Consider the following 23,669-nt stretch of genomic DNA (forward strand, 5'->3'; position numbering starts at 1 on the left):
GGTGGCCGGCCGGGGCCCGGGGCGCGGGACCCGGCCGGGCGGGGTGTGCGGGTGGCTCAGACGCGGCCGGTCAGCTCGTAACCGGCCTCGTCGACGACCTCGGCGATCAGCGCGTCGTCCGGCTCACCGGCGCCGGTGACGGTGACCCGCCCGGCCTCCAGGTCGACCTCGACGCCGGTGACGCCGTCCAGGCCGCCGATGGCCTCGGTGAGCGTGTCGCGGCAGTGACCGCAGGTCATCCCGGAGACGGCGTACGTGGTGGAGACGCCGACGGCGGTCGCGGTGGCGGTGCCGGTGGAGCAGTGGCCGTCGGGGGAGCAGCAGGACGAAGACATGGGGTCCTCCGGTCGATCGAGTGTCGTGGCGATAGTCTCGGTCGATACCCGGGTGGGGTATCTGCGAGGTCGATGTCATGTATACCCCCATGGGGTACCGAAGGCAAGGCGTCGACCCGCTTGACTTGATACCCCCCAGGGGTATGGTGAGCTGCACGGAGGGCCCCGGCGCCCGGAGCCGCCTGCCCCGCATCCGAGGAGACGCGACCGCCATGAACACCGCACTGAGGATCACCGCCTTCACCGCCGCGCTGGCCGCGACGTTCGGCACCGCCTACGGTGTCGGCCAGGGCCTCGACCCGGTCGTCGAGGACAGTGCCGCCGCGTCGCACGGCACGCACGGCGACCCCGCCCCGGCCCCGGAGGGCGGCGGCGGACACACCGGACACGCGGGCGCGGACACCGCCCCGGCCGGCGGACTCCAGATCTCCGAGAACGGCTACACCCTGGACCTCGCCACCCCGCGCGTCACCGCGGGCGAGCGCACGGAACTGCGCTTCACCGTCCGCGACGACAGCGGCCGCGCCGTCACCGCGTACCGGCGCGAGCACGACAAGGACCTGCACCTCATCCTCGCCTCACGCGACCTGGTCACCTTCCGCCACCTGCACCCCTCACTCGGCGCCGACGGCACCTGGCGCGTCCCCGTCGACCTGCCCCGCGCGGGCGGCTACCGCGTCTTCGCCGACTTCACCCCGGCGAAGCAGGGTGCCGAGAACCTCACCCTGGGCGCGGACCTCGCCGCCTCCGGCCGCTACGACGCCCAGGCGCTGCCGGCCCCCGGAGCCACCGCCGAGGTCGACGGCTACCGGGTCGAGCTGACCGGCGCCCTGCGCCCGGACAAGGCGAGCGAACTGCGGCTGAAGGTCCACCGCGACGGCAAGCCCGTCACGAACCTCCAGCCCTACCTCGGCGCCTACGGCCACCTCGTCGCCCTGCGCTCCGGCGACCTCGCCTACCTGCACGTCCACCCGAACGGCGAGCCCGGCGACGGCACCACGAAGCCCGGCCCGACCGTCTCCTTCACCGCCACCGCGCCCAGCGCCGGCACGTACCGCCTCTTCCTGGACTTCCGGCACGAGGGCAAGGTCCGCACCGCGGCGTTCACCGTCCGGGCCGGCGCGCTGCCCCCGGCGCACGCCGGGGAAGCCGGGGAAGCCGGGGAAGCCGGGGACGGCCACGGACACTGACACTGACACCGGGCCGGGGCGGGCGCCTCAGACGGTGACCACCGTGACCCCGGCCTCCTCCAGTCGCCGTACCGCCCCGGGGTCCGCCGCCGTGTCCGTCACCAGCGTGTCCACCGCCCCGGCCGGGCAGATCCGGGCGAAGGCGCGGCGGCCCAGCTTGCTGGAGTCCGCGGCCACCACCACCCGCTCGGCCCGCTCGCACAGCAGCCGGTTGACCGCGGCCTCCGCCTCGTCGTGGGCCACGGCCCCGTGGGTGGCGTCCAGGCCCACCACGCCGAGCACCGCCACGTCGAGCGTGATCTGACGCAGCACCCCGTCCGCGAGCGGCCCGACCAGCTCGTACGACTGCGCCCGCGCCACCCCGCCGGTCAGCACGATCTTGAACTGGGGGCGGACCGCCAGCTCGTTGGCGATGTTCAGCGCGTTGGTGACCACGGTCAGCGCGGGCGTACCGGAGGCGAGGTCGGCGCGCACGGCCAGTGCGCGCGCCACCTCCGTGGTGGTCGTGCCCCCGGTCAGGCCCACCGCCTCACCGGGCGACACCAGAGCGGCGACCGCCCGCGCGACGCGCTGCTTCTCGGTGGCCCGCCGGGCCGTCTTGTACCGCAGCGGCAGTTCGTACGACACCCCGTGCACGACCGCGCCGCCGCGGGTGCGCACCAGCATCTGCTGCTCGGCGAGCCCGTCGAAGTCCCGGCGGATCGTCGCGGCCGACACCGCCAGCTCGGCCGCCGCGTCCTCGACGTCCAGTCGGCCGCGTTCCACGAGCAGCTCCAGCAGCGCCTTCCAGCGGGCGTCGCGCGACATGCGCCCTCCGTCGTCTCGGTCCTGCGGCGACCTTAACCCACGTGATCCCCCCGCAAGATGCTTGTTCCTGCTCGAAAGTGCGCGCTATCTTGCAGGAACAATCATCGCTGGGGAGGGTGCGCCCATGACGCATGTCGAGGACGAGCTGCGCAGCCAGCCGGAGTGCTGGGCGCGGGCCGCGGCGGAGGCGGCACGGCACGGCGGCGCGCTGCCGGCGCCGGGGGAGCGGGTCGCGATCGTCGGCTGCGGCACCTCGTACTTCATGGCCCGGTCGGCCGCCGCGCTCCGCGAGGAGGCCGGGCACGGCGAGACGGACGCCTTCGCCGCCTCCGAGTTCCCGCACCGGCGCCGGTACGACCGGGTGGTCGCCCTCACCCGCTCCGGCACCACCACCGAAGTACTGGACCTGCTCGGCCGGGTGCGGGGCCGCACCCGCACCACCGCGGTCACCGCCGACCCGGACAGCCCCGTGACGGGCGCCGCCGACGAGGTGGTCGTCCTGGACTTCGCCGACGAACGCTCCGTCGTGCAGACCCGGTTCGCCACCACCGCGCTCACCCTGCTGCGCGCCCACACCGGCCGGCACAGCGACGCGGCCGTCGCCGACGCCCGCACCGCGCTCGCCGACGACCTGCCCGAACACCTCGTCACCAGCACCCAGTTCACCTTCCTCGGCCGGGGCTGGACCGTCGGCCTGGCCCACGAGGCCGCGCTGAAGATGCGCGAGGCGTCCCTGTCCTGGGCCGAGTCCTACCCGGCGATGGAGTACCGGCACGGCCCGGTCAGCGTCACCACGCACGGCACCGCCACCTGGATGCTCGGCGAACCGCCCGCCGGACTGGCCGAACAGGTCACGGAGACGGGCGCGCTGTGGATCGCGGGCCGCCTCGACCCGCTCGCCGAACTGGTCCGCGCCCAGCGGCTCGCCGTCGCCGTCGCCGCCGCCCGGGGCCTCGACCCGGACCGGCCGCGCCACCTCACCCGCTCGGTGATCCTCGCCCCCTGACGCCCGGGAAGGACGAGCGTGCCCCTCGCCACCACCGGTGACCTGGTCACCCGGGCCGCCGCCGCGCACACCGCGGTCGCCGCCTTCAACGTCGTCACCCTGGAACACGTCGAGGCCGTCGTCACCGGCGCCGAGGCGGCGCGGGCCCCCGTCGTCCTCCAGGTCAGCGAGAACGCGGTGAAGTTCCGCCAGGGACAGCTCCGCCCGCTGGCCCGCGCCGCCGTCGCCGCCGCCGAACGCGCCGCCGTGCCCGTCGCCCTCCACCTCGACCACGTGGTCAGCGACGCCCTGCTCCGCCGGGCCCCGGACGCCGGGTTCAGCTCCGTCATGTACGACGCCTCCAGGCTGCCCTACGCCGAGAACCTCGCCGCGACCCGCGCCGCCGCCGACTGGGCGCACGCCCGGGGGCTGTGGATCGAGGCCGAGCTGGGCGAGGTCGGCGGCAAACACGGCGAGCCGCCCCTGGACGCCCACGCGCCCGGCGCCCGCACCGACCCCGCCGAGGCCCGCGCCTTCGTCGCCGACTCCGGGGTGGACGCCCTGGCCGTCGCCGTCGGCAGCGTGCACGCCATGACCACCCGTACCGCCGCCCTCGACCAGAACCTCATCAAGCGGCTCTCCAGCACCCTCGACGTGCCGCTGGTGCTGCACGGCTCCTCCGGCGTCCCCGACGCGGAACTCGCCGCGGCGGTCGCCGGCGGCATCGCCAAGGTCAACGTCGGCACCGCGCTCAACGCCGCGATGACCGGCGCCATCCGGGACTTCCTCGCCGCCCACCCCGAGGCGGTCGACTCCCGCGCCTACCTCACCGTGGGCCGCCGGGCCATGGCACGGACGGTGACGGACCTGCTCGGGGTGATCGGCGGGACTACTTCCTGACGGCCCTCAGCACCACGAACTTCGGGTCGCTCGCCACCAGACGGCAGTTGCCGAACAGGCGGCGCAGCTTCACGTGGTAGCCGAGGTGCCGGTTGCCGACCACCCACAGCTCACCGCCCGGCGCGAGCACCCGCCGCGCCCCGGTGAACATCCGCCACGCCGTGGCGTCGGTGGTCGCCTGGTGGGAGTGGAACGGCGGGTTGTTCAGCACCAGGTCGACACTGCCGTCCGGCACCCCGGCCAGCCCGTCGCCGACCCGGAACTCCGCCCGCCCCGGCACCCCGTTGGCCCGGTACGTCGCCTCCGCCGAGGCCACCGCCTGGAACGACTCGTCGGTGAACAGCACCTCGGCGTCCGGGTCGGCCAGCGCCACCGCCGTACCCACCACACCGTTGCCGCAGCCGAGGTCCACCACCCGGCGGGCGCCCGGACCGGGCAGGTGCCGCAGGAAGAACCGGGTGCCGATGTCGAGCCGGTCGGCGCAGAAGACCCCCGCGTGGTTGACGACGGTCCGCCCCGCCACGGGACCGGCGTCGTCGGGCAGCCGGTAGGCCAGCGGCCAGCGGGCGGCGGGCCGCCGAAGCGCCGGATCGGGCGTGCAGAAGATCAGCCGGGCCTTCTTCCGGGCCGGCGAGGTCCGGGTCGGTCCGAGCAACCGCTCGAACAGCTCCAGCGTCGAGGTGTGGATCTCCTTCACCATGCCGGTGCCGACGACGACCGTGCCCTCGTGCACGGCGGGCGCCAGCTTCAGCAACTGGTCCTCCAGCAGCGCCAGGCTCTTGGGCACCCGCACCAGCAGGACGTCGATCCGCGCGGGCGGCGGGTCCTGCGTGGTCAGCAGGCGCACCGCACCCGGCTCGACGCCGTTGCGGGCGAGGTTGGCGCGGGTCGCCTCCTGCGCGAGGTGCGAGTCGGTGATCTGCGTCGGCCGGTGCTCCGCCAGCGCCGTGACCAGCGCGCCCCAGCGGTCGCCGAGGACCACGACCGCGCCGGACAGCGGGACCTCCCGCTGAGCGAGATGCCCGAGCAGGTACTCGTCGGAGGCGTCCCAGGCGCGCAGCGGGTCGCGCGGGTCCGCGGGGAACCGGGCCAGCAGCGGCGCGCCCCACTCAGTCGTCATACGGTCGTCCATCGTGCGTCCAGGCTAGCCGAGCCGCAGGTGGGACCCGGTCGGGCAGGATGGCCGCATGGACGTCGAGCTGTTCCCCAGGTCCCGCGCCACCGTCGCGCCCGGTGCCGTCCACGTCCCCGACTGGCTGGACCCCTCGCGGCAGCGCGAGCTGCTCGACGCCTGCCGGGCGTGGGCGCGCCCGCCCGCGGGACTGCGCACCGTCCGCACTCCCGGCGGCGGCACGATGACCGCCCGGCAGGTCTGCCTCGGCCTGCACTGGGGGGTCGTGCGCGCGTGCCCCGACTGCGGGCGGGCCGTACGGGACAACCCCGGCTGCCCCGGCCGGCACCAGTACCCGTACGCCTACTCCCGCACCGCCGCCGACGGCGACGGGGCCCCGGTCAAGCCGTTCCCGTCCTGGCTCGGCGACCTGGCCGGCCGGGCGGTCGCCGACGCGCTGGGCGGGCCGGCCCCGGCGGCGTACGACATCGCGCTGATCAACTTCTACGGCGCCGACGCCCGCATGGGCATGCACCGCGACAGCGACGAGGACGCGGACGCCCCCGTGGTCTCGCTGAGCCTCGGCGACACCTGCGTCTTCCGGTTCGGCAACACCGCGACCCGGAACCGTCCCTGGACCGACGTCGAGCTGCGCAGCGGCGACCTGTTCGTCTTCGGCGGGCCCGCCCGGTTCGCGTACCACGGCGTGCCCCGGGTGCATCCGGGCACCGCGCCGGGGGAGTTGGGGCTCACCGGGCGGCTGAACATCACGCTGCGGGTCAGCGGCCGGTAGCTCCGCCGCCGTGGCGACCATGGGAGACTCGCCTCCATGAGCGGCAAGGCGGACCCGCCGAGGGCGGGGGACACGAACACCTCCAGGACGAAGCTGGACCGGGGGCGCGGCGCGCTCGGGCCCGCCTTGGAGCTCGTGCACACCGGACGCGCCCCCACCCGCGCCGTCCTCACCGCCGAACTCGGCGTGACCCGGGCGACGGCCGGCGCGGTCGCCGCCGAACTGGAGGCGCTCGGCCTGATCCGGGTCGACGCCCGGCCCGGCGCCGCCGCCGGTTCCCAGGGCCGCCCCTCGCACCGGCTCCAGGTCGCCGAGGACGGCCCCGTCGCCCTCGCCGCCCAGGTCCACGCCGACGGCTACCGCGCGGCCCTGGTCGGACTCGGCGGCCGGATCGTCGCCACCACGCCCGGCTGCGAGATCGTGGACGCCGACCCGGCCAAGGTCCTCGCCTCGGTCGTCGAGGCGGGCGCCGACCTGCTGCGCCGCACCGGCCGGCGCTGTGTCGGCGCCGGACTCGCCGTACCCTCGGCGGTGGCCGAACCGGAGGGCCTGGCGCTGAACCCGCTGCACCTGGCCTGGCCGGTCGGCGCCCCCGTCCGGCAGATCTTCACCGAGCAGGTGCGCGCCGCCGGTCTCGACGGCCCCGCGTTCGCCGCCAACGACGTCAACCTGGCCGCGCTCGCCGAACACCGGCACGGCGCCGGGCGCGGCGCCCGCGACCTGCTGTGCGTGGCCACCGGCCACCGGGGCGTCGGCGGCGCCCTCGTCCTCGACGGCCGCCTGCACTCGGGCAGTTCCGGTCTCGCCCTGGAGGTCGGCCACCTCACCGTCAACCCCGACGGCCGCCCGTGCCACTGCGGCAGCCGGGGCTGTCTGGACGTGGAGACCGACCCGCTGGCCTTCCTCACCGCCGCCGGACGCGAGCCGGGCCCCGAGGTGTCCCTGCTCCAGCAGTCCATCGACCTGGTTCGCGGCCACTACGCCGACCCGGCCGTCCGCGCCGCCACCGAGGCCCTCATCGACCGCCTCGGCCTCGGCCTCGCCGGGCTGGTCAACATCCTCAACCCGGACCGCATCATCCTCGGCGGACTGCACCGCACCCTGCTGGACGCCGACCCGGAGCGGCTCCGCGCGGTGGTCGCCGACCGCAGCCTGTGGGGCCAGAGCGGCGGCGTGCCCATCCTGGCTTGCACCCTGGACCACAACAGCCTGGTCGGCGCCGCCGAACTGGCCTGGCAGCCCGTCCTCGACGACCCCCTCGCGGTCCTCGGCTGAACCCGGCCGGCCGACCGGCGGGGGACGAGTACGGGCGCCGACGCACCCGGGCTCCATGGCGCGGGTCGGGGCGGTCGGTCGGGCCGGCCTTGACCGCCGTACGGCCGGACCGCTCGTCCGGCACGGACCGCTCGTCCGGCACGGACCGCCGTCCCCGTGCGCCCCGCGCACGGGAAACGGGTCACCGCCCGGTCAGCCGGGAACGGCCGAGCGGGCGGGAGCGGGTCGCGCCCGGCGGTGATCCGCCCCGCGACCGGCCGGGGCGAACGCGTCCACGGGCACCTCCTCCACCACCCGCCGCGGCGGACGCGCGGCGAGCGGCGGCACGTGCGAAGGGGTGGAGAGGGTGAACCAGACGACCTTGCCGGACTCGCCGTCCGGCCGGGCGCCCCAGCTCTCGCTCATCGCGGCCACCATGGACAGGCCGCGCCCGCGGGTCGCGAGCGGCTCGGCGTCGTCCACCACGGGAAGACGCGGGTCGTGGTCGCGCACCGACACCGTGACCCGGTCGGGCAGCAGCTCGATCTGCACGGTGCACGTCTTGTCGGGACGCGCGTGGAGGTGGACATTGGTCAGCAACTCCGTCACACCGAGCACCGCCCGGTCGATCAGAGAATCCAGATGCCAGTAACGCAACTGCGCGGAGACGATTCTGCGGACCTGGCCGATCCGCGACGGCAGGGCTTGGAGCTCCACCGCGCAGTGCCTGCTCGGGTGACTGATCACGGCTGCGACTCCCCGACATAGAGGTCCGGAAGAACACGGAGTACGGAACCAGCGGGCGCTCGCGTGACACCATCGCCTGCTGTCGTGGCCGGCGGGCTGGTTCGCAGCGTCGTCGCCGGTAAACCCAGAGTGACGTGAGACCAGCGTGGCGCACGGGGTGGGGTGCCGCAACTCACGCGCATCTCAGCCGTCGCGCCCCACGGCCCGGCGCGGCGCCCCGACGAAGCGGCGCGGGCGGACCCGCCTCGCGCGACCGGCCGGCCGCTCGGCCCCGCGCCCCCCGGACCGGACCCGTCCCGCCCGGGTCGGTGAACGCGGTCGCTCGTCCCCGCGCCCCCCTCGGGCAGTGAACTCCGGGTCCGCCATGGGCAGCCGCCCCCCTCGTGTGTCGGTGTGCCGGACCGTGCTCCCGGCGGTCCGGTACGGGCTCGTGTCGCGCATGTCCCCGGGTGCCCCCGTGGCGAGACTTGGTCCCACCCGGTGCAGTCTGCCCGCCCCCGCGACCCGGCACCAGTACGCGCGGGGGCCTTCCACCGAGCCCGGGGAACTCGCGCGCATGCGCCCCCCGATGCGCCCTTGCAGCCTGCCCCAGGGGCTTCCCTTTGAGGCCCTCAAAGAAGTGTTTATGCAGGTGAGAAGCGTGCGCAAGGTGCTTATGATCGGAGGTGCCGGTCGCGCCACGCGCCTCGGCGCGCAGAGCGAAGGAGTCCCGCCGTGAGCACCCCCCAGCCCCTCCGGGCCGGCGTCACCCTCGACACCGACCGCAGCGACGCCGCCTACCGGGCGTGGCTGAAAGAAGCCGTCCGCAAGGTCCAGGCCGACGCCAACCGCTCGGCCGACACCCACCTGCTGCGCTTCCCGCTCCCCGAGCCGTGGGGCATCGACCTGTACCTCAAGGACGAGTCGACCCACCCGACCGGCAGCCTCAAACACCGCCTCGCCCGCTCGCTGTTCCTCTACGGGCTGTGCAACGGCTGGATTCGGCCGGGCCGTCCGGTCATCGAGGCGTCCAGCGGTTCGACGGCCGTCTCCGAGGCGTACTTCGCGAAGCTGATCGGCGTCCCCTTCATCGCCGTGATGCCGCGCACGACCAGCGCCGAGAAGATCCGCCTGATCGAATTCCACGGCGGGCAGTGCCACTTCGTGGACGACTCCCGGAAGATGTACGAGGAGTCCGCCCGGCTCGCGGCCGAGACCGACGGCCACTACATGGACCAGTTCACCTACGCCGAACGCGCCACGGACTGGCGCGGCAACAACAACATCGCCGAGTCGATCTTCCGCCAGTTGAGACTGGAGCGGTTCCCCGAACCGGCGTGGATCGTCGCCACGGCCGGCACCGGCGGCACCTCGGCGACCCTCGCCCGCTACGTCCACTACATGCAGTACGACACCCGCGTCTGCGTCGCCGACCCCGAGAACTCGTGCTTCTTCGACGGCTGGACCACCGGCGATCCGGACGTCACCTGCGAGGGCGGCTCCCGCATCGAGGGCATCGGCCGGCCCCGGATGGAACCCAGCTTCGTGCCGGGCGCCATCGACCGGATGATGAAGGTGCCGGACGCCGCGAGCGTCGCCGCCGTACGCGCCCTGGAGCGGGTCATCGGCCGCCGGGCGGGCGGCTCCACGGGCACCGGGCTGTGGAGCGCGCTGAAGATCGTCGCCGAGATGGTGGCCGAGGGCCGCCGGGGCAGCGTCGTCACCCTGCTCTGCGACCCGGGCGACCGCTACCTCGACAAGTACTACTCCGACACCTGGCTCGCCGGTCAGGGACTGGACATCACGCCGTACACGACCGCCATAGACTCCCTGCTGCGCACGGGCGAATGGCCCGGCAGGGCTTAGGGCCCGTCGTGTGGACCAGCCCGCAGACGCGGGGCACGACGAGGCGCAGCGGATTCCCCGCGACCTGTTCGACCTGATCCAGACGACAGGCCCTAAGCGACCGGCCTCGTGCGCGGCGGGCCGCTACTCGTCGGGCGTTTCCGGCTCGCCCGCCACGACCACCCGCAGATGCTCCGCGACCTCCGCACGCGCCTGCCGCGGCAGCCCGGCATCGGTCACCAGGGTGTCCACCTGATCGAGGCCCGCGAAGGAACTCAGGCCCACCACACCCCACTTGGTGTGGTCCGCGACCACCACCACCCGCCGCGCCGACTGCACCAGCCGCCGGTTGGTCTCGGCCTCCGCGAGGTTCGGCGTGGACAGCCCGGCCTCCACCGAGATGCCGTGCACCCCCAGGAACAGCACGTCGAAGTGGAGCGCCGCGATCGCCTGGTCGGCCACCGGCCCCACCAGCGAGTCGGACGGGGTGCGCACCCCGCCGGTCAGCACCACCGTCGCCGTGCCCGGCCGCACCCCCGAGGTGCGCTGCGCCGCGTGGAACACATCGGCCACCCGCACCGAGTTGGTCACCACCGTCAGATCCGGCACGTCCACCAGCCGGTGCGCCAGCGCGTACGTCGTCGTGCCGCCCGACAGCGCGATCGCCGCGCCCGGCGCGACCAGTTCGGCCGCGGCCCGCGCGATGTCCTCCTTGGCGGTCGGCTCCAGGCCCGACTTGGCCTCGAACCCCGGCTCGTGCGTACTCGCCTCCACCACCGGCACCGCGCCGCCGTGCACCTTCTCCAGCACGCCCTGCCGGGCCAGCGCGTCGAGGTCGCGGCGGACCGTCATGTCCGACACGCCGAGCTTGCGGGTCAGCTCGTTGACCCGGACACCGCCCCGGCGCCGCACCTCGTCGAGGATCAGGGCCCGCCGCTGCTCCGCGAGGAGGTTCTGATTCTCGCTCACGTACGCTCCGGTCCTTTCGCCGCGAAACCGCCCGACACCCCCGGCGCACCCGCTCCTACGAGGACGTTCGCTCGCTCCGGTGCGCCGACGCCTCATCCTCGCACGCCCCGCCGAGCACCGCGCCACCGCCTTCGCGTCGCGCACACGTCACCCCGCGCACCGGGCCCGTCACCCTCCACGCCGTCACCGACACCCGGTACCGGTTCACACTGTTCGGGGAGATTCCGTGCGGGCAGGTGTACGCCGTCCGCCGAACCGCCATCCTGGTGCCCGCAGGACACGGCACAGCCGACGGCACGTCACGGGGGACGGCGAGACAGTGGAACAGGCACACGCACAGACCGCGGGGGGCACCCGGCGCGACCCCGGCCCACGGCCCGACAGCACCGGCACCGCCCTGGAACTCCTGGTGCACGGAGTGGGCGGCACCACACCCGGGGAGATGCTCGACGACCCGCGCACGGTCCGGGTCACCGGCGACGGCATCGCGGCCGTCTTCCGGCGCACCGAGGACGCCGACGCCGAGTCCCGGCCCGCGGACTACCGGGACAGACCGGTGCCGGAGGCGTACGTCTGGTGCAACCTCACCTCCGGCAACGGCACCCGCGCCCTGTGGCTGCTGCTGCTGCCGTTCATGGTGGCCAACCTCGCCCACTGGATGCGGCCCGCCGCCGAGGGCCACCGCCGCGCGGCGCGACTGTACGGGCTGCTGGTGCGGCTCGCCGGGCTGACCCTGACGGTGCTGCTGACCGCCGCCGCCTGCGAGGTCGCCCTCGACCTCGCCGCCTGGCAGTGCGCCGGCACCCGCGCGTGCGCCGGGCGCCACTCCTGGCTGGGCTTCCTCGCCCCGGCCGGGCCCGGCGCCGGATGGTGGAGCCTGCCCGGCCGGCGCCTCGCCCTCGCCGCCGCGGTGCCCGCCGCGCTCGTCGGCGTGCTCTGGTACCTCTCCCTGCGCACCTGGCGCACCTACGAGTCCCAGCGGCCCATGGACCGCGAGCCCGAACCGGACGGCCGCACGGCGCTCGGCCGGCCCGGATTCTGGTACGGGCGCCGCCTGGTGGCCCGGCTGCGCGCCGCGCACACCGCCGCCGGGCTGCTCGTCGTCGCCGCCGCCGTCGCCGCGCCGGCGGCCCGCCTCGACCACCGGCCCGGCGGCCCCGCCCTCCTCGACGCCCTCGGCTGGCTCCTGCAGGCCGCGCTGGCCGCCTGCGGCGTGGTCGTGGTGACCGTGGTCTGCCGCCGGGGCCGCGGCGAACGGCGCCTGGACCGCCGGCTCGACCGGAGGCTGGTGCACCGGCTGCCGCTCGCCGCCCTCGCCCTGCTCCTGCTCGCCCTGCCGTACGCCGGCTGGGCCCGCCCGGGGTGGGCTTCCGCCGGGCGGCTCCCGCTCCAGCACGCCTTCGGCGGCATCACCCTGGTGCAGGGCGCCCTGGTCATCGCCCTCGCCGTCGTCGCCCACCTGCTGCACCGCACCGGCCCCGACCCGCGCACCGCGATGCGGGGCCTGGGCGGACCCGCCGTCGCGATGCTGGCCTGCGCCCTGGGCAGCGTCATGTCCGGCGGCGTCGCCCAGCGCGTCTCGGACTGGCTGGACGGCACCGGCACCTCCCTCGCCGGGCCCCCGGTCCTGCTGACCTGGCAGGCGTCCGTGATCCCGCCGCTCCTCCTCGTCGTCCTCGCGCTGGCCGCGCTGCTCGCCCGCGGCGCCTGGCGGGCCGCCCGCGCCGAACGCGCCGCCGTGGCCGCCGACCACCCCGACGGGACCGACGACCCGGCACGCACCCGACGGATCGCGACCGCCCGCGCCATGGCCGGCCTCACCGACCGCGTGCCGCTGCTGGTCGCCGTCGTCTCCGCCACCACCTTCGTGCTGGGCACGGGCGCCCTGGCCGGCGCGTTCGCCACCGGCCGCACCCCGGCGCACGCCGCCGAGGGGACGTACCCCTTCGTGCACGGTGCCGCGCAGACCGCGCAGGCGCTGGGCTCCTGGCTGATCGGCCTCGGCTTCATACTGTTCGTCACCTTCGGCCGCCGCGCCTACAAGGACGCCTCCGCGCGGCGCTCCATCGGCATCCTGTGGGACGTCGGCACCTTCTGGCCGCGCGCCGCCCACCCCTTCGCGCCGCCCTGCTACGCCGAGCGCGCGGTGCCCGACCTGACCTGGCGGATGGCCACCTGGACCCGCGCCACCGGCGGACGGCTGGTCATCTCCGGCCACTCCCAGGGCAGCGTCCTCGCCGCCTCCGCGGCCTGGCAGCTCGAACCGTCCGCCCGCGCACGCGTCGCCCTGCTGACCTACGGCTCCCCGCTGGAGCGCCTGTACGGCCGCTGGTTCCCGGCCTACTTCGGTCCGGCCGCCCTCGCCTCGCTGCACCAGGAGGTCGACTGCTGGCGCAACCTGTACCGGCTCACCGACCCCATAGGCGGCCCGGTGCGCCTGCCCGGCGACAGCGGCCCCGCCGTCGACCGAGCGCCCCTGAAGGACCCCCTCGCCTACGGCCGCACCGCGCTGCATCCGCTGCCCTCGCCGATCCTCGGGCACTCCGACTACCAGGCCGACCCGGCCTTCGCCGAGGAGCGCGAGCGGCTGCTGGCACGGCTGCGCCCCGGGGTGCCCGCGCCCCGCCCCGACGCCGGACCAGGCACGGTGCCGGTCGCCGACGGCGGGACTCAGGGCTGCGCGGGCAGGTCCTCCGCGTAGAGCAGGGTCAGGTCGTCGGTGCTGGGGTCGGCGACCTGGGCGACCCGGCTCGCGTGCCGCTCCACCATCGCCTCGAACGTCTGCCGCGCGGTCCGGCCGTTGCCGAACGCCGGGCCCTTGGGCAGGGCCGTGAAGTACTTCAGCAGCGCCTCGGACGCGCCCGGCGCCAGCCGGTACTCGTGCTCCTCGGCCTGCTGCTCCACGATCCGCAGCAACTCCTCGGGACCGTAGTCGCCGAAGGTGATGGTCCGTGAGAACCGGGACGCCACACCCGGGTTGACGGACAGGAACCGCTCCATCTCGGCCGTGTAGCCGGCGACGATCACCACGACGGCGTCGCGGTGGTCCTCCATGAGCTTCACGAGGGTGTCGATGGCCTCCTTGCCGAAGTCCCGGCCCGCGTCCTCGGGGGAGAGCGCGTACGCCTCGTCGACGAACAGCACACCGCCGCGGGCCCGTTCGAACGCCTCCTGGGTGCGGATCGCCGTCGAGCCGATGTGCTCGCCGACCAGGTCCACCCGGGAGACCTCCACCAGGTGGCCGTTCTCCAGGACGCCGAGGGAGGCCAGGATCTCGCCGTACAGCCGGGCCACCGTCGTCTTGCCGGTGCCGGGGGAGCCGGTGAAGACCAGGTGCCGCTTGACCGAGGCCGCCTTCAGGCCCGCCTCCTGGCGGCGCCGGCCCACCTCGATCATGTCGATCAGGGCGCGCACCTCGCGCTTGACGCTGTCCAGGCCCACCAGGGCGTCCAGTTCACCGAGGACGTCCTGGGAGGAGCGGGCCGGCCCGGCGGACGGCGGGGCCGCGACGAGGGGTTCCTGCTCGGTGCTGCGCTGGCCGGGGATCGAGCCCAGCAGGCCGGGGGAGCCGCTCACCGTCTCCACGGCCGTCTCCCGCGAGGCCGGCGTCCGCAGTCCCGCGCTCTCGTCGCTGGTGCAGTCCTCCACCAGCGGACCGGCGTCCACGCCCGGCTCGCTCCCGGCGTCCGCGAACTCGTACCCGCCACGCGCGCAGCGCTCGGTGCGGCACTTCTTCAGCGTCGTCCGGCAGCCGTCTATGACGTGGAAGCCGTACCCGCCGCTGCCCGTCACCCGGCAGCCCAGGAAACTGCCCCGGCCCCCGGCCGACACATACACCCCGGCCTCGGCGGGGGAGTCGATCACGCAGCGCTCGATGGTGGGGTCGGCGCCCTTGGTGACGATCACGCCGGTACGGGTGCCGTCCACGGTGCAGTTGTTCAGGGTGCCGCCGCTGCCGTGGTCCCGGAACCAGGCACCGGTCGCGGCCTCCCGGATACGGCAGTCGTCGAGCTGGGCGGTGGCGCCGTCGCTCACCGACACCGCGGTGTTGCGCACCTGGGTCAGGTCGCTGTCGACGACGTCCGCGCGGGAGCCGCGGTCCAGCACGAACAGGGCGTCCGGCACGTCGTGCACCCGGCAGGAGTCCAGTACGGCGGTGGCGCCGTCGCTGACCCAGACGGCCGGGTAGTCGCCGGTGCTGTCGAAGATCTCGCACTGGTTGGCGTCCACGCGGGTGCCCGGGTCCCACACCGACAGGCCGTTGCGCCCGAACTGCCGCACGCTGGTGCGGGTCAGCGTCAGCACCGAGCGGGAGCGCAGGTCGACCGCGTTCTCCGGGATGTCGTGGATGCGGCAGTCGGCGAGGGTGAGCACCGCGTCGGTGTCGAGGGTGACGCCGTCGCCGGTGGTGCGGTGCACATCGCAGTCGGTGAGGTGGGCGGTGGCGCGGGCGGTCACCTGGACGCCGCTGCCCCGCACCTCGTAGACCTCGCAGCCCACGGCCTCCAGCGCGGAGGTCTCGCCCGTCGCCGTCAGCCCCGAGCCCGCCGCGTGGTGGACCCGGCAGCGCTCCAGGCGGGGGTGGCCGCCGGAGCGCACCGCGACGCCGGCCTGGCCGGCCGCGACGACCTCGCACTCCTCGAACACCCCGCCGCCGCCGTCGACCACGGCGATGCCGACGCCCGCCGGATTGTCCACGGTGCAGCGCCGCACGGTCGGCCGGGCGCCGCCGCGCACCTCGATGCCGGCGGCGGACCGGGTGACGACCCGGACGTCCAGCAGCTCCGGCGTGCCCTCCTCCACCAGCACGGCGGGCGCCGCGGCGTCCTGGCCCTCCACGTGCAGGTCCTGCACCACGGCGGAGGCGCGCACGGTGAGCGGCACCCCGTCCACCGGCGCGATCCGCACCGGGCCGTGGGCCCCCTCCGGGCCGCGGAGCGTCACCGCGCGCTGGACGACGAGATTCTCCCGGTAGGTACCCGGGGCGATGGTGAGCACGTCACCGTCCGCCGCGGCCTCCAGGGCGGCGGCGAGCGATGCGTACTCACCCGTGCGGCGCCGCCACCGCGACGTGCCGGTGTGCGTCACCTGGACCGTGCCCTGTGCCATGGTGTTGCTCTGCCCCCACCTCGTCGTACTGCTGGCTCGGTCGCCGTCGGGGCGCGCCCCTGCGGCCCGTCCACGCGCGGGTCCTGCCGGAACGGATGCCGGCCGGCTCCACCGTAGCGCGCGTGCGGAGTGCCGGTTGACCGGAGGCGGAAGCCGGTCAGATGCCGGTCCCGGTCCGGCCCCAGTCCGGGCCCGCCCGGTCCCACGCCTGGTCCCAGCGCGCGTACCGGCGGCGGACCATGCGCCAGACGATCAGCCGCCGGACGCCCTCGGTCAGTCCCGCGGTGGCCAGCGCGACGCCGAACCCGGCCAGGACGGCGTGCGTGGTGGCGGTCGTGGTGTCCAGCGGACGGGCCACCAGCCGCCCGTGCGCGTCGGTCCATATCGCGAAGCGGTCCCCGGCGTGCGGGGTGGCGAGGCCCGCCAGGAGGGGGCCGCGGTGCCCGGACCCGTCCGGTGCGGTCCAGTGGGCGAGGACGCGGCTGCGCAGGTCTCCCGCGGCGGCGGTCTCCGGGTCGACGTCCAGTGGGGAGCGGTCCAGCTCACGGACGACGGTGGCCGTCACCCGGTACCGGGACTCCCGCTGGTCGTGGACGGAACGCTCCAGGGCGTCGCCGGCCGCGCCGCCCGCCAGCACACCGGCCACGGGCGCGACCACCACCATCAGCAGCAGGGCCGCCAGGGCCACCCATGCCTCGGCCAGATCGGTCGCGCGGCGCAGCGGATTGTGCCGCCAGCGCCAGAGTCCCGGGATCGCCCGCACGGTCCGCACCCCCTTCCCGCTCCGTGATAACCCCCGTCGGAGCAGTGCACGCGCGGGTCCGTCGAAGAGAGAGCGAGATCACCTCCGGACGGACCTCGCCCGCGCCCTCACGGGACCTCTCATGCACTTCTCACGCGATACCAACGCGCGGGCCCCGGTGGAGGGTTCCCGGCCGGAGAGCGAGGCGGGTCACTCCACGACGGTGAACGGATCGCCGACGCGGATCGTGCCGGCGGACAGCGGCACCAGGTTCTGCCCGAAGACCAGCTTGCCGCCCCGGCGCCGGTGCCGGCCGAGGGTGTGCAGGGGCTCCCGGCCGCGGTCGGCGGTGCCCTGGTCGGTGGTGGTGACCACGCACCGCCCGCACGGCTTGGCGACCCGGAAGGCGACCTCGCCGATGGTGACGCGCGACCAGGTGTCCTCGGCCCACGCCGCGGTGCCGGCCACGACCACGTTCGGCCGGAAGCGGTTCATGGGCAGCGGGCCCTCGTCCGGGTGATCCCCCTGTGCGATCAGGGAGTTGAGGGCCTCCAGGGAGGCGCTGGTGGTGAGCAGCAGGGGGAAGCCGTCGGCGAGGGAGACGGTCTCGCCCGGCAGCGCGTACTCCGGGTCGACCGGTCGGCGGGTGGCGGGTTCGTCCAGGTACACCAGCCGGACGTCCGCGCCGGCGTGCGCGCTGCACCAGGCGTGCGCGGCCGGGTCCTCGGCCGGCACCACCTCGACCTTGTCGCGGAACAGCTCCACCGTGACCGTGCCCCCGGACGGCGGCACCGGCACGGTCAGCGGCTCGGCACCGGGCGCGGACAGCCGCAGGCCGCCGCCGGGCAGCGGCTCGGCGGCGGCGAGCGCCAGACGTGGCCGCTGGCGCTGTGTGACGACCTTTCCCCCGTCGTCGACCAGCATCCAGCGGCGGTCTCCGGCCAGCCCCCAGGGCTCCACGGCGGCCTCCTGGGGCGCCAGGCCCCGGAACGCCTTGACCGGATGGATGTGGATCGACTGCAGTCGTGCTTTCCCCATGACCCCATCGTGCCAGGTGGCACCGACAGCCGGGGGAACGGCTCAGTAGCCGCGGTACTGCTGGTTGTTGTACGGGTCCTGGTACGGCACCGGCGCGGGCCGGGGCGCCGCGGGGCGCATCGCCTCGTATCCCGCCGGGACGGGCGCCGCCGGGCGCGGCTGCTGCGGCTGCTGAGGGCCGGGGTAGCCGCGGGGCGCGCTCGCCTGCTGCGGGATGTACGGGGCGGGCGTTTGCTGCAGCGGGGCGGGCTGCGGCGCCTGCTGCGGGTAGCCGTAGCCGTATGCGGGCTGGGCCGGGGCCGCCGGGAGGGCGGGCAGTGCCGAGGGAAGCGCGGGCAGGTGGCTGCCCGGAGCGTCGTACGCGGCGGGGACCCGGATCGGAGCGATCTGCGGGGTGCCCCGCTCGGCCACGAGCGAGTCGTAGATCGGGGTGTCCGGGAAGGAGGCGGAGTAGTAGCCGCCACCATAAGTGGAGCGGGGGGAGGTCATGGCACATAAGTTAAGCCCACGATGTGCTGGTTGGGGAGACCGATAAGAGGGTTGTTTTCCGGGTCGGCGGTGACCTTGAACCCTCAATCCGAGCGAACTTGACGAAAAAGGACGCGCCAGTGCCGTGAGTTTCTGGTAAAGGCCGAGTTCCGGGCGGGTTACCCGCGGTGGACCAGGCGGGCGCGGCAGAATTGACGCACCGCCGGGACCCGGCCCGGCGCGCTGACACGTGATGGGGGCGGACATGTCAATGTCGAAAGGGTCGAACACCCCGGTGCCGACGACGGCGCTCCGCGTCGAACTGGGGTGGGCTTCCGGACCCGGTGTTCCCGACGCGGACGCCTCGGCGCTGTTGCTGGTGCACGGAAAGGTCCGCTCCGACGCGGATTTCGTTTTCTACAACCAGCCGGCGCACTCCTCCGGCGCGGTGCGCCACGAGGGCAAGCGGGACGCCGGCGGCCGGGTCACCGACAGCCTCCTCGTCGATCTCGCACGCGTGGAGCCCGCGATCGAGACCGTCATCCTCGCCGCCTCCGCCGACGGCGGGTCGTTCGGGCAGGTCCCCGGCCTCTACATCGAGGTCCGGGACGCGGACCGGGGGACCGTGGCGGCCCGCTTCGACAACCCGGGGGCGACGGTCGAAACGGCCTTCGTGCTCGGCGAGTTCTACCGCCGCCAGGGTGCCTGGAAGTTCCGTGCCGTGGGGCAGGGCTACAGCAGCGGACTGGAGGGCCTGGCCACGGACTACGGGATCACCGTGGACGAACCCCAGGGGGCGGCGGCGACCGCCTCGCCGCCGCCCGCTCCCGCCCCCCGGGTCACTCCCGCCTCCCCGCCCGCTCCGGCCGCACCCGCCCCGGTGACGCCCGTGGCGCCCGCGCCCGCCGCGCCGCCGTCGGAGCCCGTGCGGCTCACCAAGGTGACGCTCACCAAGACGGCGCCCTCCGTGTCGCTGACGAAGCAGGGCGGCACCTCGGGCGCCCTGCGGGTGAACCTCAACTGGGAGGTGCGCAAGCAGTTCTCGGGCTGGGCGCGCAAGCTGGGCCGCCCCACCGCCATGCACAACGACCTCGACCTCGACCTGTGCGCCCTCTACGAACTGGCCGACGGCAGCAAGGGAGTCGTGCAGGCCCTCGGCAACGCCTTCGGCGCGCTGCACCAGCCCCCGTACATCCACCTCGACGGCGACGACCGCACCGGTGCCGTCTCGACCGGCGAGAACCTCACCGTCAACCTCGACCACAGGCAGGCGTTCCGCCGCATCCTGGTCTTCGTCACCGTCTACGAGGGCGCGCGCTCCTTCGCCGACCTGAACGCCACGGTCACCCTGCAACCGCAGTACGGCGCCGCCATCGACTTCTCGCTCGACGAGTGCACGGTCCCGTCGACGGTCTGCGCCCTCGCTCTGATCACCAGCGCCGGCGGCGACCTGGTCGTCCAGCGCGAGGCCCGCTACCTGGTGCCCCAGCGCGGGGTCAGCCCCCAGCGGACGGTCGACCAGGCGTACGGCTGGGGCATGAACTGGACACCCGGCCGCAAGTGATCCCCCTGGGCGGCGGTCAGCTCTCGTCGCCCACGGTGTCCGGACGCGCGTAGGTGCGGCCCTTCCAGGCCGCGCCCCGCCCCCGGTAGTGCCGCACCGCCGAGTCGACCGTCATCAGGAGGTACAGGAACGCGGTGAACGGCAACAGGGGCGCGAGCCACGACGGCTGCCGGTAGTAGCGCAGCATCGGCAGGTAGGTCCCCGTCATCACCAACCACGCCAGCCCGCCGAGCACCGCGCCCGCCGCGCTCCCGGTCACCGCCCCCGCCACCAGGGCGACGGGCGGCAACAGGTACACCAGGGCCAGTCCGGCCACCGTGCCGGCGAGCAGCAGGGGGTTGTGCCGCAACTGGGCGTACGCGCTGCGCGAGACCATCCGCCACAGGTCGCCCAGCCCCGGATACGGACGCACGCTGTCCACCCGGTCCGCCAGCCCGAGCCAGACCCGCCCGCCACCGCCCTTGACGGCACGGGCGAGCGCCACGTCGTCGATCACGGCGTACCGGATGGCGTCCGGGAGCCGGACCCGCTCGGCGGTCTCGGCCCGCAGCAGGACGCAGCCGCCCGCCGCCGCGGCCGTCCGCGACCCCTGCCGCGCGATCCACCGGAACGGATAGAGCTGCGCGAAGAAGTACACGAACGCCGGCACCACGAGCCGTTCCCACAAGCTCGCCACCCGCAGTCGCGCCATCTGCGAGACCACGTCGAAGCCGCCGGTGCGGGCCGCCGCCACCAGCGCGCGCAGGCTGTCCGGGGCATGGGCGATGTCGGCGTCCGTCAGCAGCAGGTACTCGGGTTCACGGGTGCGTGCCAGCGCGATGCCGTGCCGGACCGCCCACAGCTTGCCGGTCCAGCCCGCGGGGGGCTCGCCGGGCGAGGCCACGGTCAGCGGCAGCCCGCCCCGGCCGCGGGCCAGCTCGCGCGCCAGGTCACCGGTGCCGTCCGTGCTGCCGTCGTCGACGAGGAAGACCTCCGCCCGCCCGGGGTAGTCCTGGGCGAGCAGCGAGGGCAGGCTGTCCGGCAGTACCGCAGCCTCGTCCCGGGCCGGGACGACGACGCACACCGACGGCCACACCTCGGGGTCCCGGCGGGGCGGCAGTCTGACGTCGGTGCGCCAGAACAGGCCCTGGAGCAGCAGCAGCCACAGCCAGGCGGCGAGCGACACGGCGGCGGACCAGACGACGGCGATCACGTGCGCAGTCTGCCCCACCGGACCGGCCGTGCGCGGCCCATCGTCTATCGTGGCCGGGTGAAGATCGCGCTCATGGACTCCGGAATCGGTCTGCTGGCGGCCACCGCTGCGGTACGGCGTCTGCGGCCGGACGCCGATCTCGTGCTCTCCCTCGACCCCGACGGCATGCCCTGGGGCCCGCGCACCCCCGAGGACCTCACCGGACGTGCCCTCGCCGTCGCCGAGGCCGCCGCCGCCCACCGGCCGGACGCCCTGATCGTCGGCTGCAACACCGCCAGCGTGCACGCGCTGCCCGCCCTGCGCGCCCGGCACGAGCCGGGGCTGCCGGTCGTCGGCACCGTCCCGGCGATCAAGCCGGCCGCGGCCGGCGGCGGCCCGCTCGCCATCTGGGCGACGCCCGCCACCACGGGCAGCCCCTACCAGCGCGGGCTGATCGAGCGGTTCGCCGACGGGGTGCCGGTCACCGAGGTGCCGTGCTGGGGACTCGCCGAGGCCGTCGAACAGGCGGACGAGACCGCGATCGACGCCGCCGTCGCCGCCGCGGCCGCGCTCACCCCGGACGACGTAACGACCGTCGTCCTGGGATGCACCCATTACGAACTGGTCGCCGAACGCATCCGGGCCGCCGTGCGCCGCCCCGGCCGTCCGCCCGTCGTCCTGCACGGCTCGGCCGGCGCGGTCGCCGCCCAGGCCCTGCGCCGCGTCGGCGCCCGGCCCGCCCCCGGCGCCCCGGCCGAGGGCGGCCTCACGGTGCTGCTCAGCGGACGCGAGGGCGCCCTGCCCGCGCCCGCCCTGGCGTACGAGGAAGGCAGGCTGCTGCGCGCGGTCACGCCCGCGGGCTGATCGCCCCCGGCGGCCGGTGGCCCGACTCGGCGCGGTGACTCTCCGCGATCAGGTACGCGCGGAGCGGAAACGTGAGTAACCTCTTAGCCATGAGGGACCACCGCCCCGGCGAACACGCTCCCCACTCCGACGTCTGGACCGGCCGCGCCACCAACCGGTTCCAGTGGCTGCTGGCGCTCATCGGCGCCGCCTGCCTGGCGCTCGGCATCGCGCTGGCCGTCGACTCCGCCTGGGAGTCCGGCATCGCCCCGCTGGCCATGGCGGTGGTCGGCTGTATCGCGGCCGGCCTGCTGGTCCTCTTCGGCACCCTGGCGTTCGTGCACGTCGCGCTGAAGGTGGACCGGGAGTGCCTGGAGGTGCGCTGCGGCCACATCGGCGTCCCGCGCCGCCGCATCCCGCTGTCGCACGTCGCCGGCGCCGAGTTCGCCCCGCTGGTCACGCCCCGCCACTGGGGCGGCTGGGGGTACCGCTGGCGGCCCGAGAAGGGCACCGCCGTCGTGGTCCGCCGCGGCGAGGGCGTGGTCCTGCGCCTGTGGGACGGCCACACCTTCACGATCACGGTCGACGACGCGGAGGCGGCCGTACGGGTCATCAAGGACCGGCTGCGGCCGAAGGCGCCGGGTACCGCGTACTGATCGCCGATCGCCGATCGCTGGGGACCGGGGTCGCCGACGCGCGTACGGACTGTCGGGTCGAGTCGCCGGGCCAGGCGAAGCCGGTCGTCTCCCGCCACCCTCCCTCCCCGTCCTTCCCCGTCCTTCACGCCCCTCGTCCCCTCACGCCCCTCGTCGCGTCGCCTCGTCCCGGAGCGGGCGGGCCGTGGCCAGTCCCGCGAGGACCCCGGCGCCCACCGACACCGCGGTGAAGCTGAGGGCGTTGCCCACCGCGGCGAAGGCCGCCAGTGCCGTCAGCGACACGCCGGCGGTGAGCGCGACGGGCGTGGCCCGGGGCGAGCGCAACAGGGCGTACAGCACCCAGCAGAAGGCGGCCCCCAACAGGACGACTCCTACGACCCCCTGCTCGGCCGCCGCCTGAAGGGGCGCCGAATGCGGTTTGCCGTCCGGCAGCGAGAGCCGGGCCGCCGTCGCGCTCAGTTCCCCGAACCGCCCGGGACCCACCCCGAGCCCGGCGTCCTCCCGGGCCATCGCCAGCGCGTCGCCCCACAGCCCGGCACGGTGGGACGACAGTCGGCCCGTCACCACGGAGCCCGGTTCCTCCGGCAGCGCGCCCTCCGCCACCGCCCAGGGCAGGGCGGTCACCAGCGCCCCGGCCAGGCCGAGCCCGGCGACGGCCGCGCCTCGGCGGCGGACCCGGCCGGCGGCGAGCGAGCACAGCAGCACCCCGGCCGCGGCGGCGCAGCCGACGGCCGAACCGAGGACCGCCGCCGTCGCCACGGTCGCACCGGCCAGCAGCCACAGCCCGCGCCGCGTGCCCGGCGCCCGGCCGCCCCAGGCCGCGCAGCACGCGGCGCCCGTCGACAGGGCCAGCAGCGCGGCGGTCGCGCCGGCGTGCCCGAGCGGATCGGTGATCCGCGGACCCGGCGCGAGGTGCGGCACCGTCACGGTCAGCCCGACCCCGGCCAGCGCGGCGGCACAGGGCGCGGCGACCGGCAGCAGGGCGCCGCAGATCCGTCCCACGGCGTACCCGGCGGCCACCGCGAGCACCGCGAGCAGCACGCCCTCGGGGCGGCCGTGCCGGGCGGCGGCCGTGAGCAGGGCCCAGACGGCACAGCTCCCGAGGACCAGTACTCCCGCCACATCCACGACGCCACGTCCGTCGGCGTCGGTCCGCGGGCCGG

Annotated in this window: 21 protein-coding genes; 10 read left to right on the forward strand and 11 right to left on the reverse strand. The window is 75.2% G+C overall.

Going from position 1 to position 23,669, the window contains the following annotated elements:
- Positions 1-56: 56 nt before the first annotated feature.
- Positions 57-335 carry a heavy-metal-associated domain-containing protein gene (locus ACFY32_RS14835; RefSeq protein WP_390674377.1) on the reverse strand — a complete coding sequence of 93 codons (279 nt, stop codon included), beginning with the start codon at positions 333-335 and terminating at the stop codon, positions 57-59.
- Positions 336-547: 212 nt separating this feature from the next.
- Here ACFY32_RS14835 and ACFY32_RS14840 point away from each other — a divergent pair, with 212 nt between their 5' ends.
- The gene (locus ACFY32_RS14840) at positions 548-1,525 is read left to right on the forward strand and encodes a hypothetical protein (protein WP_390674378.1); all 978 of its coding nucleotides are present in this window, start codon (positions 548-550) and stop codon (positions 1,523-1,525) included.
- A gap of 27 nt (positions 1,526-1,552) precedes the next feature.
- On the opposite strand, the gene ACFY32_RS14845 is transcribed toward ACFY32_RS14840, so the two are convergent.
- Entirely contained in the window at positions 1,553-2,332 is a 780-nt protein-coding gene (locus tag ACFY32_RS14845; protein WP_359204437.1) for a DeoR/GlpR family DNA-binding transcription regulator, read from the reverse strand.
- A 124-nt stretch (positions 2,333-2,456) separates the two neighbouring features.
- Here ACFY32_RS14845 and ACFY32_RS14850 point away from each other — a divergent pair, with 124 nt between their 5' ends.
- Both ACFY32_RS14850 and ACFY32_RS14855 read left to right on the forward strand, forming a co-directional pair.
- Positions 2,457-3,338, forward strand: coding sequence for an SIS domain-containing protein (locus ACFY32_RS14850; RefSeq protein ID WP_390674379.1), 882 nt, complete (start codon positions 2,457-2,459; stop codon positions 3,336-3,338).
- An 18-nt stretch (positions 3,339-3,356) separates the two neighbouring features.
- Positions 3,357-4,217 (forward strand): ketose-bisphosphate aldolase, encoded by an 861-nt coding sequence (locus tag ACFY32_RS14855; protein ID WP_359204442.1) that lies wholly within the window; start codon positions 3,357-3,359, stop codon positions 4,215-4,217.
- On the opposite strand, the gene ACFY32_RS14860 is transcribed toward ACFY32_RS14855, so the two are convergent.
- Positions 4,207-5,337 carry a methyltransferase gene (locus ACFY32_RS14860; protein WP_390674380.1) on the reverse strand — a complete coding sequence of 377 codons (1,131 nt, stop codon included), beginning with the start codon at positions 5,335-5,337 and terminating at the stop codon, positions 4,207-4,209. The genes ACFY32_RS14855 and ACFY32_RS14860 overlap by 11 nt on opposite strands.
- Positions 5,338-5,404: 67 nt before the next feature.
- Between ACFY32_RS14860 and ACFY32_RS14865 the strand changes: the two genes are divergently transcribed.
- On the forward strand, positions 5,405-6,121 hold the full coding sequence (locus tag ACFY32_RS14865; RefSeq protein WP_390674381.1) for an alpha-ketoglutarate-dependent dioxygenase AlkB: 717 nt from the start codon (positions 5,405-5,407) through the stop codon (positions 6,119-6,121).
- 36 nt (positions 6,122-6,157) lie between these two features.
- The gene (locus ACFY32_RS14870; protein WP_359204450.1) at positions 6,158-7,396 is read left to right on the forward strand and encodes an ROK family protein; all 1,239 of its coding nucleotides are present in this window, start codon (positions 6,158-6,160) and stop codon (positions 7,394-7,396) included.
- A gap of 192 nt (positions 7,397-7,588) precedes the next feature.
- On the opposite strand, the gene ACFY32_RS14875 is transcribed toward ACFY32_RS14870, so the two are convergent.
- Positions 7,589-8,122, reverse strand: coding sequence for an ATP-binding protein (locus ACFY32_RS14875; RefSeq protein WP_390674382.1), 534 nt, complete (start codon positions 8,120-8,122; stop codon positions 7,589-7,591).
- A 714-nt stretch (positions 8,123-8,836) separates the two neighbouring features.
- Between ACFY32_RS14875 and ACFY32_RS14880 the strand changes: the two genes are divergently transcribed.
- The gene (locus ACFY32_RS14880; RefSeq protein ID WP_359204456.1) at positions 8,837-9,967 is read left to right on the forward strand and encodes a PLP-dependent cysteine synthase family protein; all 1,131 of its coding nucleotides are present in this window, start codon (positions 8,837-8,839) and stop codon (positions 9,965-9,967) included.
- A gap of 123 nt (positions 9,968-10,090) precedes the next feature.
- Here ACFY32_RS14880 and ACFY32_RS14885 read toward each other — a convergent pair whose 3' ends face one another.
- A complete protein-coding gene (locus ACFY32_RS14885; protein WP_390674383.1) occupies positions 10,091-10,915 on the reverse strand; it encodes a DeoR/GlpR family DNA-binding transcription regulator in 825 nt (274 codons plus the stop codon).
- 319 nt (positions 10,916-11,234) lie between these two features.
- On the opposite strand from ACFY32_RS14885, the gene ACFY32_RS14890 reads away from it, so the two are divergent.
- Positions 11,235-13,616 (forward strand): hypothetical protein, encoded by a 2,382-nt coding sequence (locus ACFY32_RS14890; protein ID WP_390674384.1) that lies wholly within the window; start codon positions 11,235-11,237, stop codon positions 13,614-13,616.
- Here ACFY32_RS14890 and ACFY32_RS14895 read toward each other — a convergent pair.
- From ACFY32_RS14895 to ACFY32_RS14910, 4 genes are all read right to left on the reverse strand, one after another.
- Entirely contained in the window at positions 13,586-16,024 is a 2,439-nt protein-coding gene (locus tag ACFY32_RS14895; protein WP_390674385.1) for a right-handed parallel beta-helix repeat-containing protein, read from the reverse strand. The two genes, ACFY32_RS14890 and ACFY32_RS14895, sit on opposite strands and share 31 nt — an antisense overlap.
- Before the next feature lie 157 nt (positions 16,025-16,181).
- Positions 16,182-16,787, reverse strand: a complete 606-nt coding sequence (locus ACFY32_RS14900; protein ID WP_359204500.1) for a hypothetical protein — start codon at positions 16,785-16,787, stop codon at positions 16,182-16,184.
- 189 nt (positions 16,788-16,976) lie between these two features.
- Entirely contained in the window at positions 16,977-17,804 is an 828-nt protein-coding gene (locus ACFY32_RS14905; protein ID WP_359204497.1) for an MOSC N-terminal beta barrel domain-containing protein, read from the reverse strand.
- A gap of 42 nt (positions 17,805-17,846) precedes the next feature.
- A complete protein-coding gene (locus ACFY32_RS14910) occupies positions 17,847-18,293 on the reverse strand; it encodes a DUF6643 family protein (protein ID WP_359204494.1) in 447 nt (148 codons plus the stop codon).
- Positions 18,294-18,543: 250 nt separating this feature from the next.
- On the opposite strand from ACFY32_RS14910, the gene ACFY32_RS14915 reads away from it, so the two are divergent.
- Complete coding sequence (locus ACFY32_RS14915) at positions 18,544-19,836, forward strand: TerD family protein (RefSeq protein WP_390674399.1); 1,293 nt, start codon at positions 18,544-18,546, stop codon at positions 19,834-19,836.
- 16 nt (positions 19,837-19,852) lie between these two features.
- Here the strand turns inward: ACFY32_RS14915 and ACFY32_RS14920 are convergent, their stop codons facing one another.
- Positions 19,853-21,046 carry a glycosyltransferase gene (locus ACFY32_RS14920; protein ID WP_390674386.1) on the reverse strand — a complete coding sequence of 398 codons (1,194 nt, stop codon included), beginning with the start codon at positions 21,044-21,046 and terminating at the stop codon, positions 19,853-19,855.
- A 39-nt stretch (positions 21,047-21,085) separates the two neighbouring features.
- Between ACFY32_RS14920 and ACFY32_RS14925 the strand changes: the two genes are divergently transcribed.
- Both ACFY32_RS14925 and ACFY32_RS14930 read left to right on the forward strand, forming a co-directional pair.
- A complete protein-coding gene (locus ACFY32_RS14925; RefSeq protein ID WP_390674387.1) occupies positions 21,086-21,871 on the forward strand; it encodes a glutamate racemase in 786 nt (261 codons plus the stop codon).
- A gap of 89 nt (positions 21,872-21,960) precedes the next feature.
- Positions 21,961-22,506, forward strand: coding sequence for a hypothetical protein (locus ACFY32_RS14930; protein WP_359204486.1), 546 nt, complete (start codon positions 21,961-21,963; stop codon positions 22,504-22,506).
- A gap of 141 nt (positions 22,507-22,647) precedes the next feature.
- Here the strand turns inward: ACFY32_RS14930 and ACFY32_RS14935 are convergent, their stop codons facing one another.
- Positions 22,648-23,634, reverse strand: a complete 987-nt coding sequence (locus ACFY32_RS14935) for an O-antigen ligase family protein (protein ID WP_390674388.1) — start codon at positions 23,632-23,634, stop codon at positions 22,648-22,650.
- Positions 23,635-23,669: the final 35 nt, after the last annotated feature.

Source organism: Streptomyces sp. NPDC000134, assembly GCF_042899225.1.
Lineage (GTDB): Bacteria > Actinomycetota > Actinomycetes > Streptomycetales > Streptomycetaceae > Streptomyces.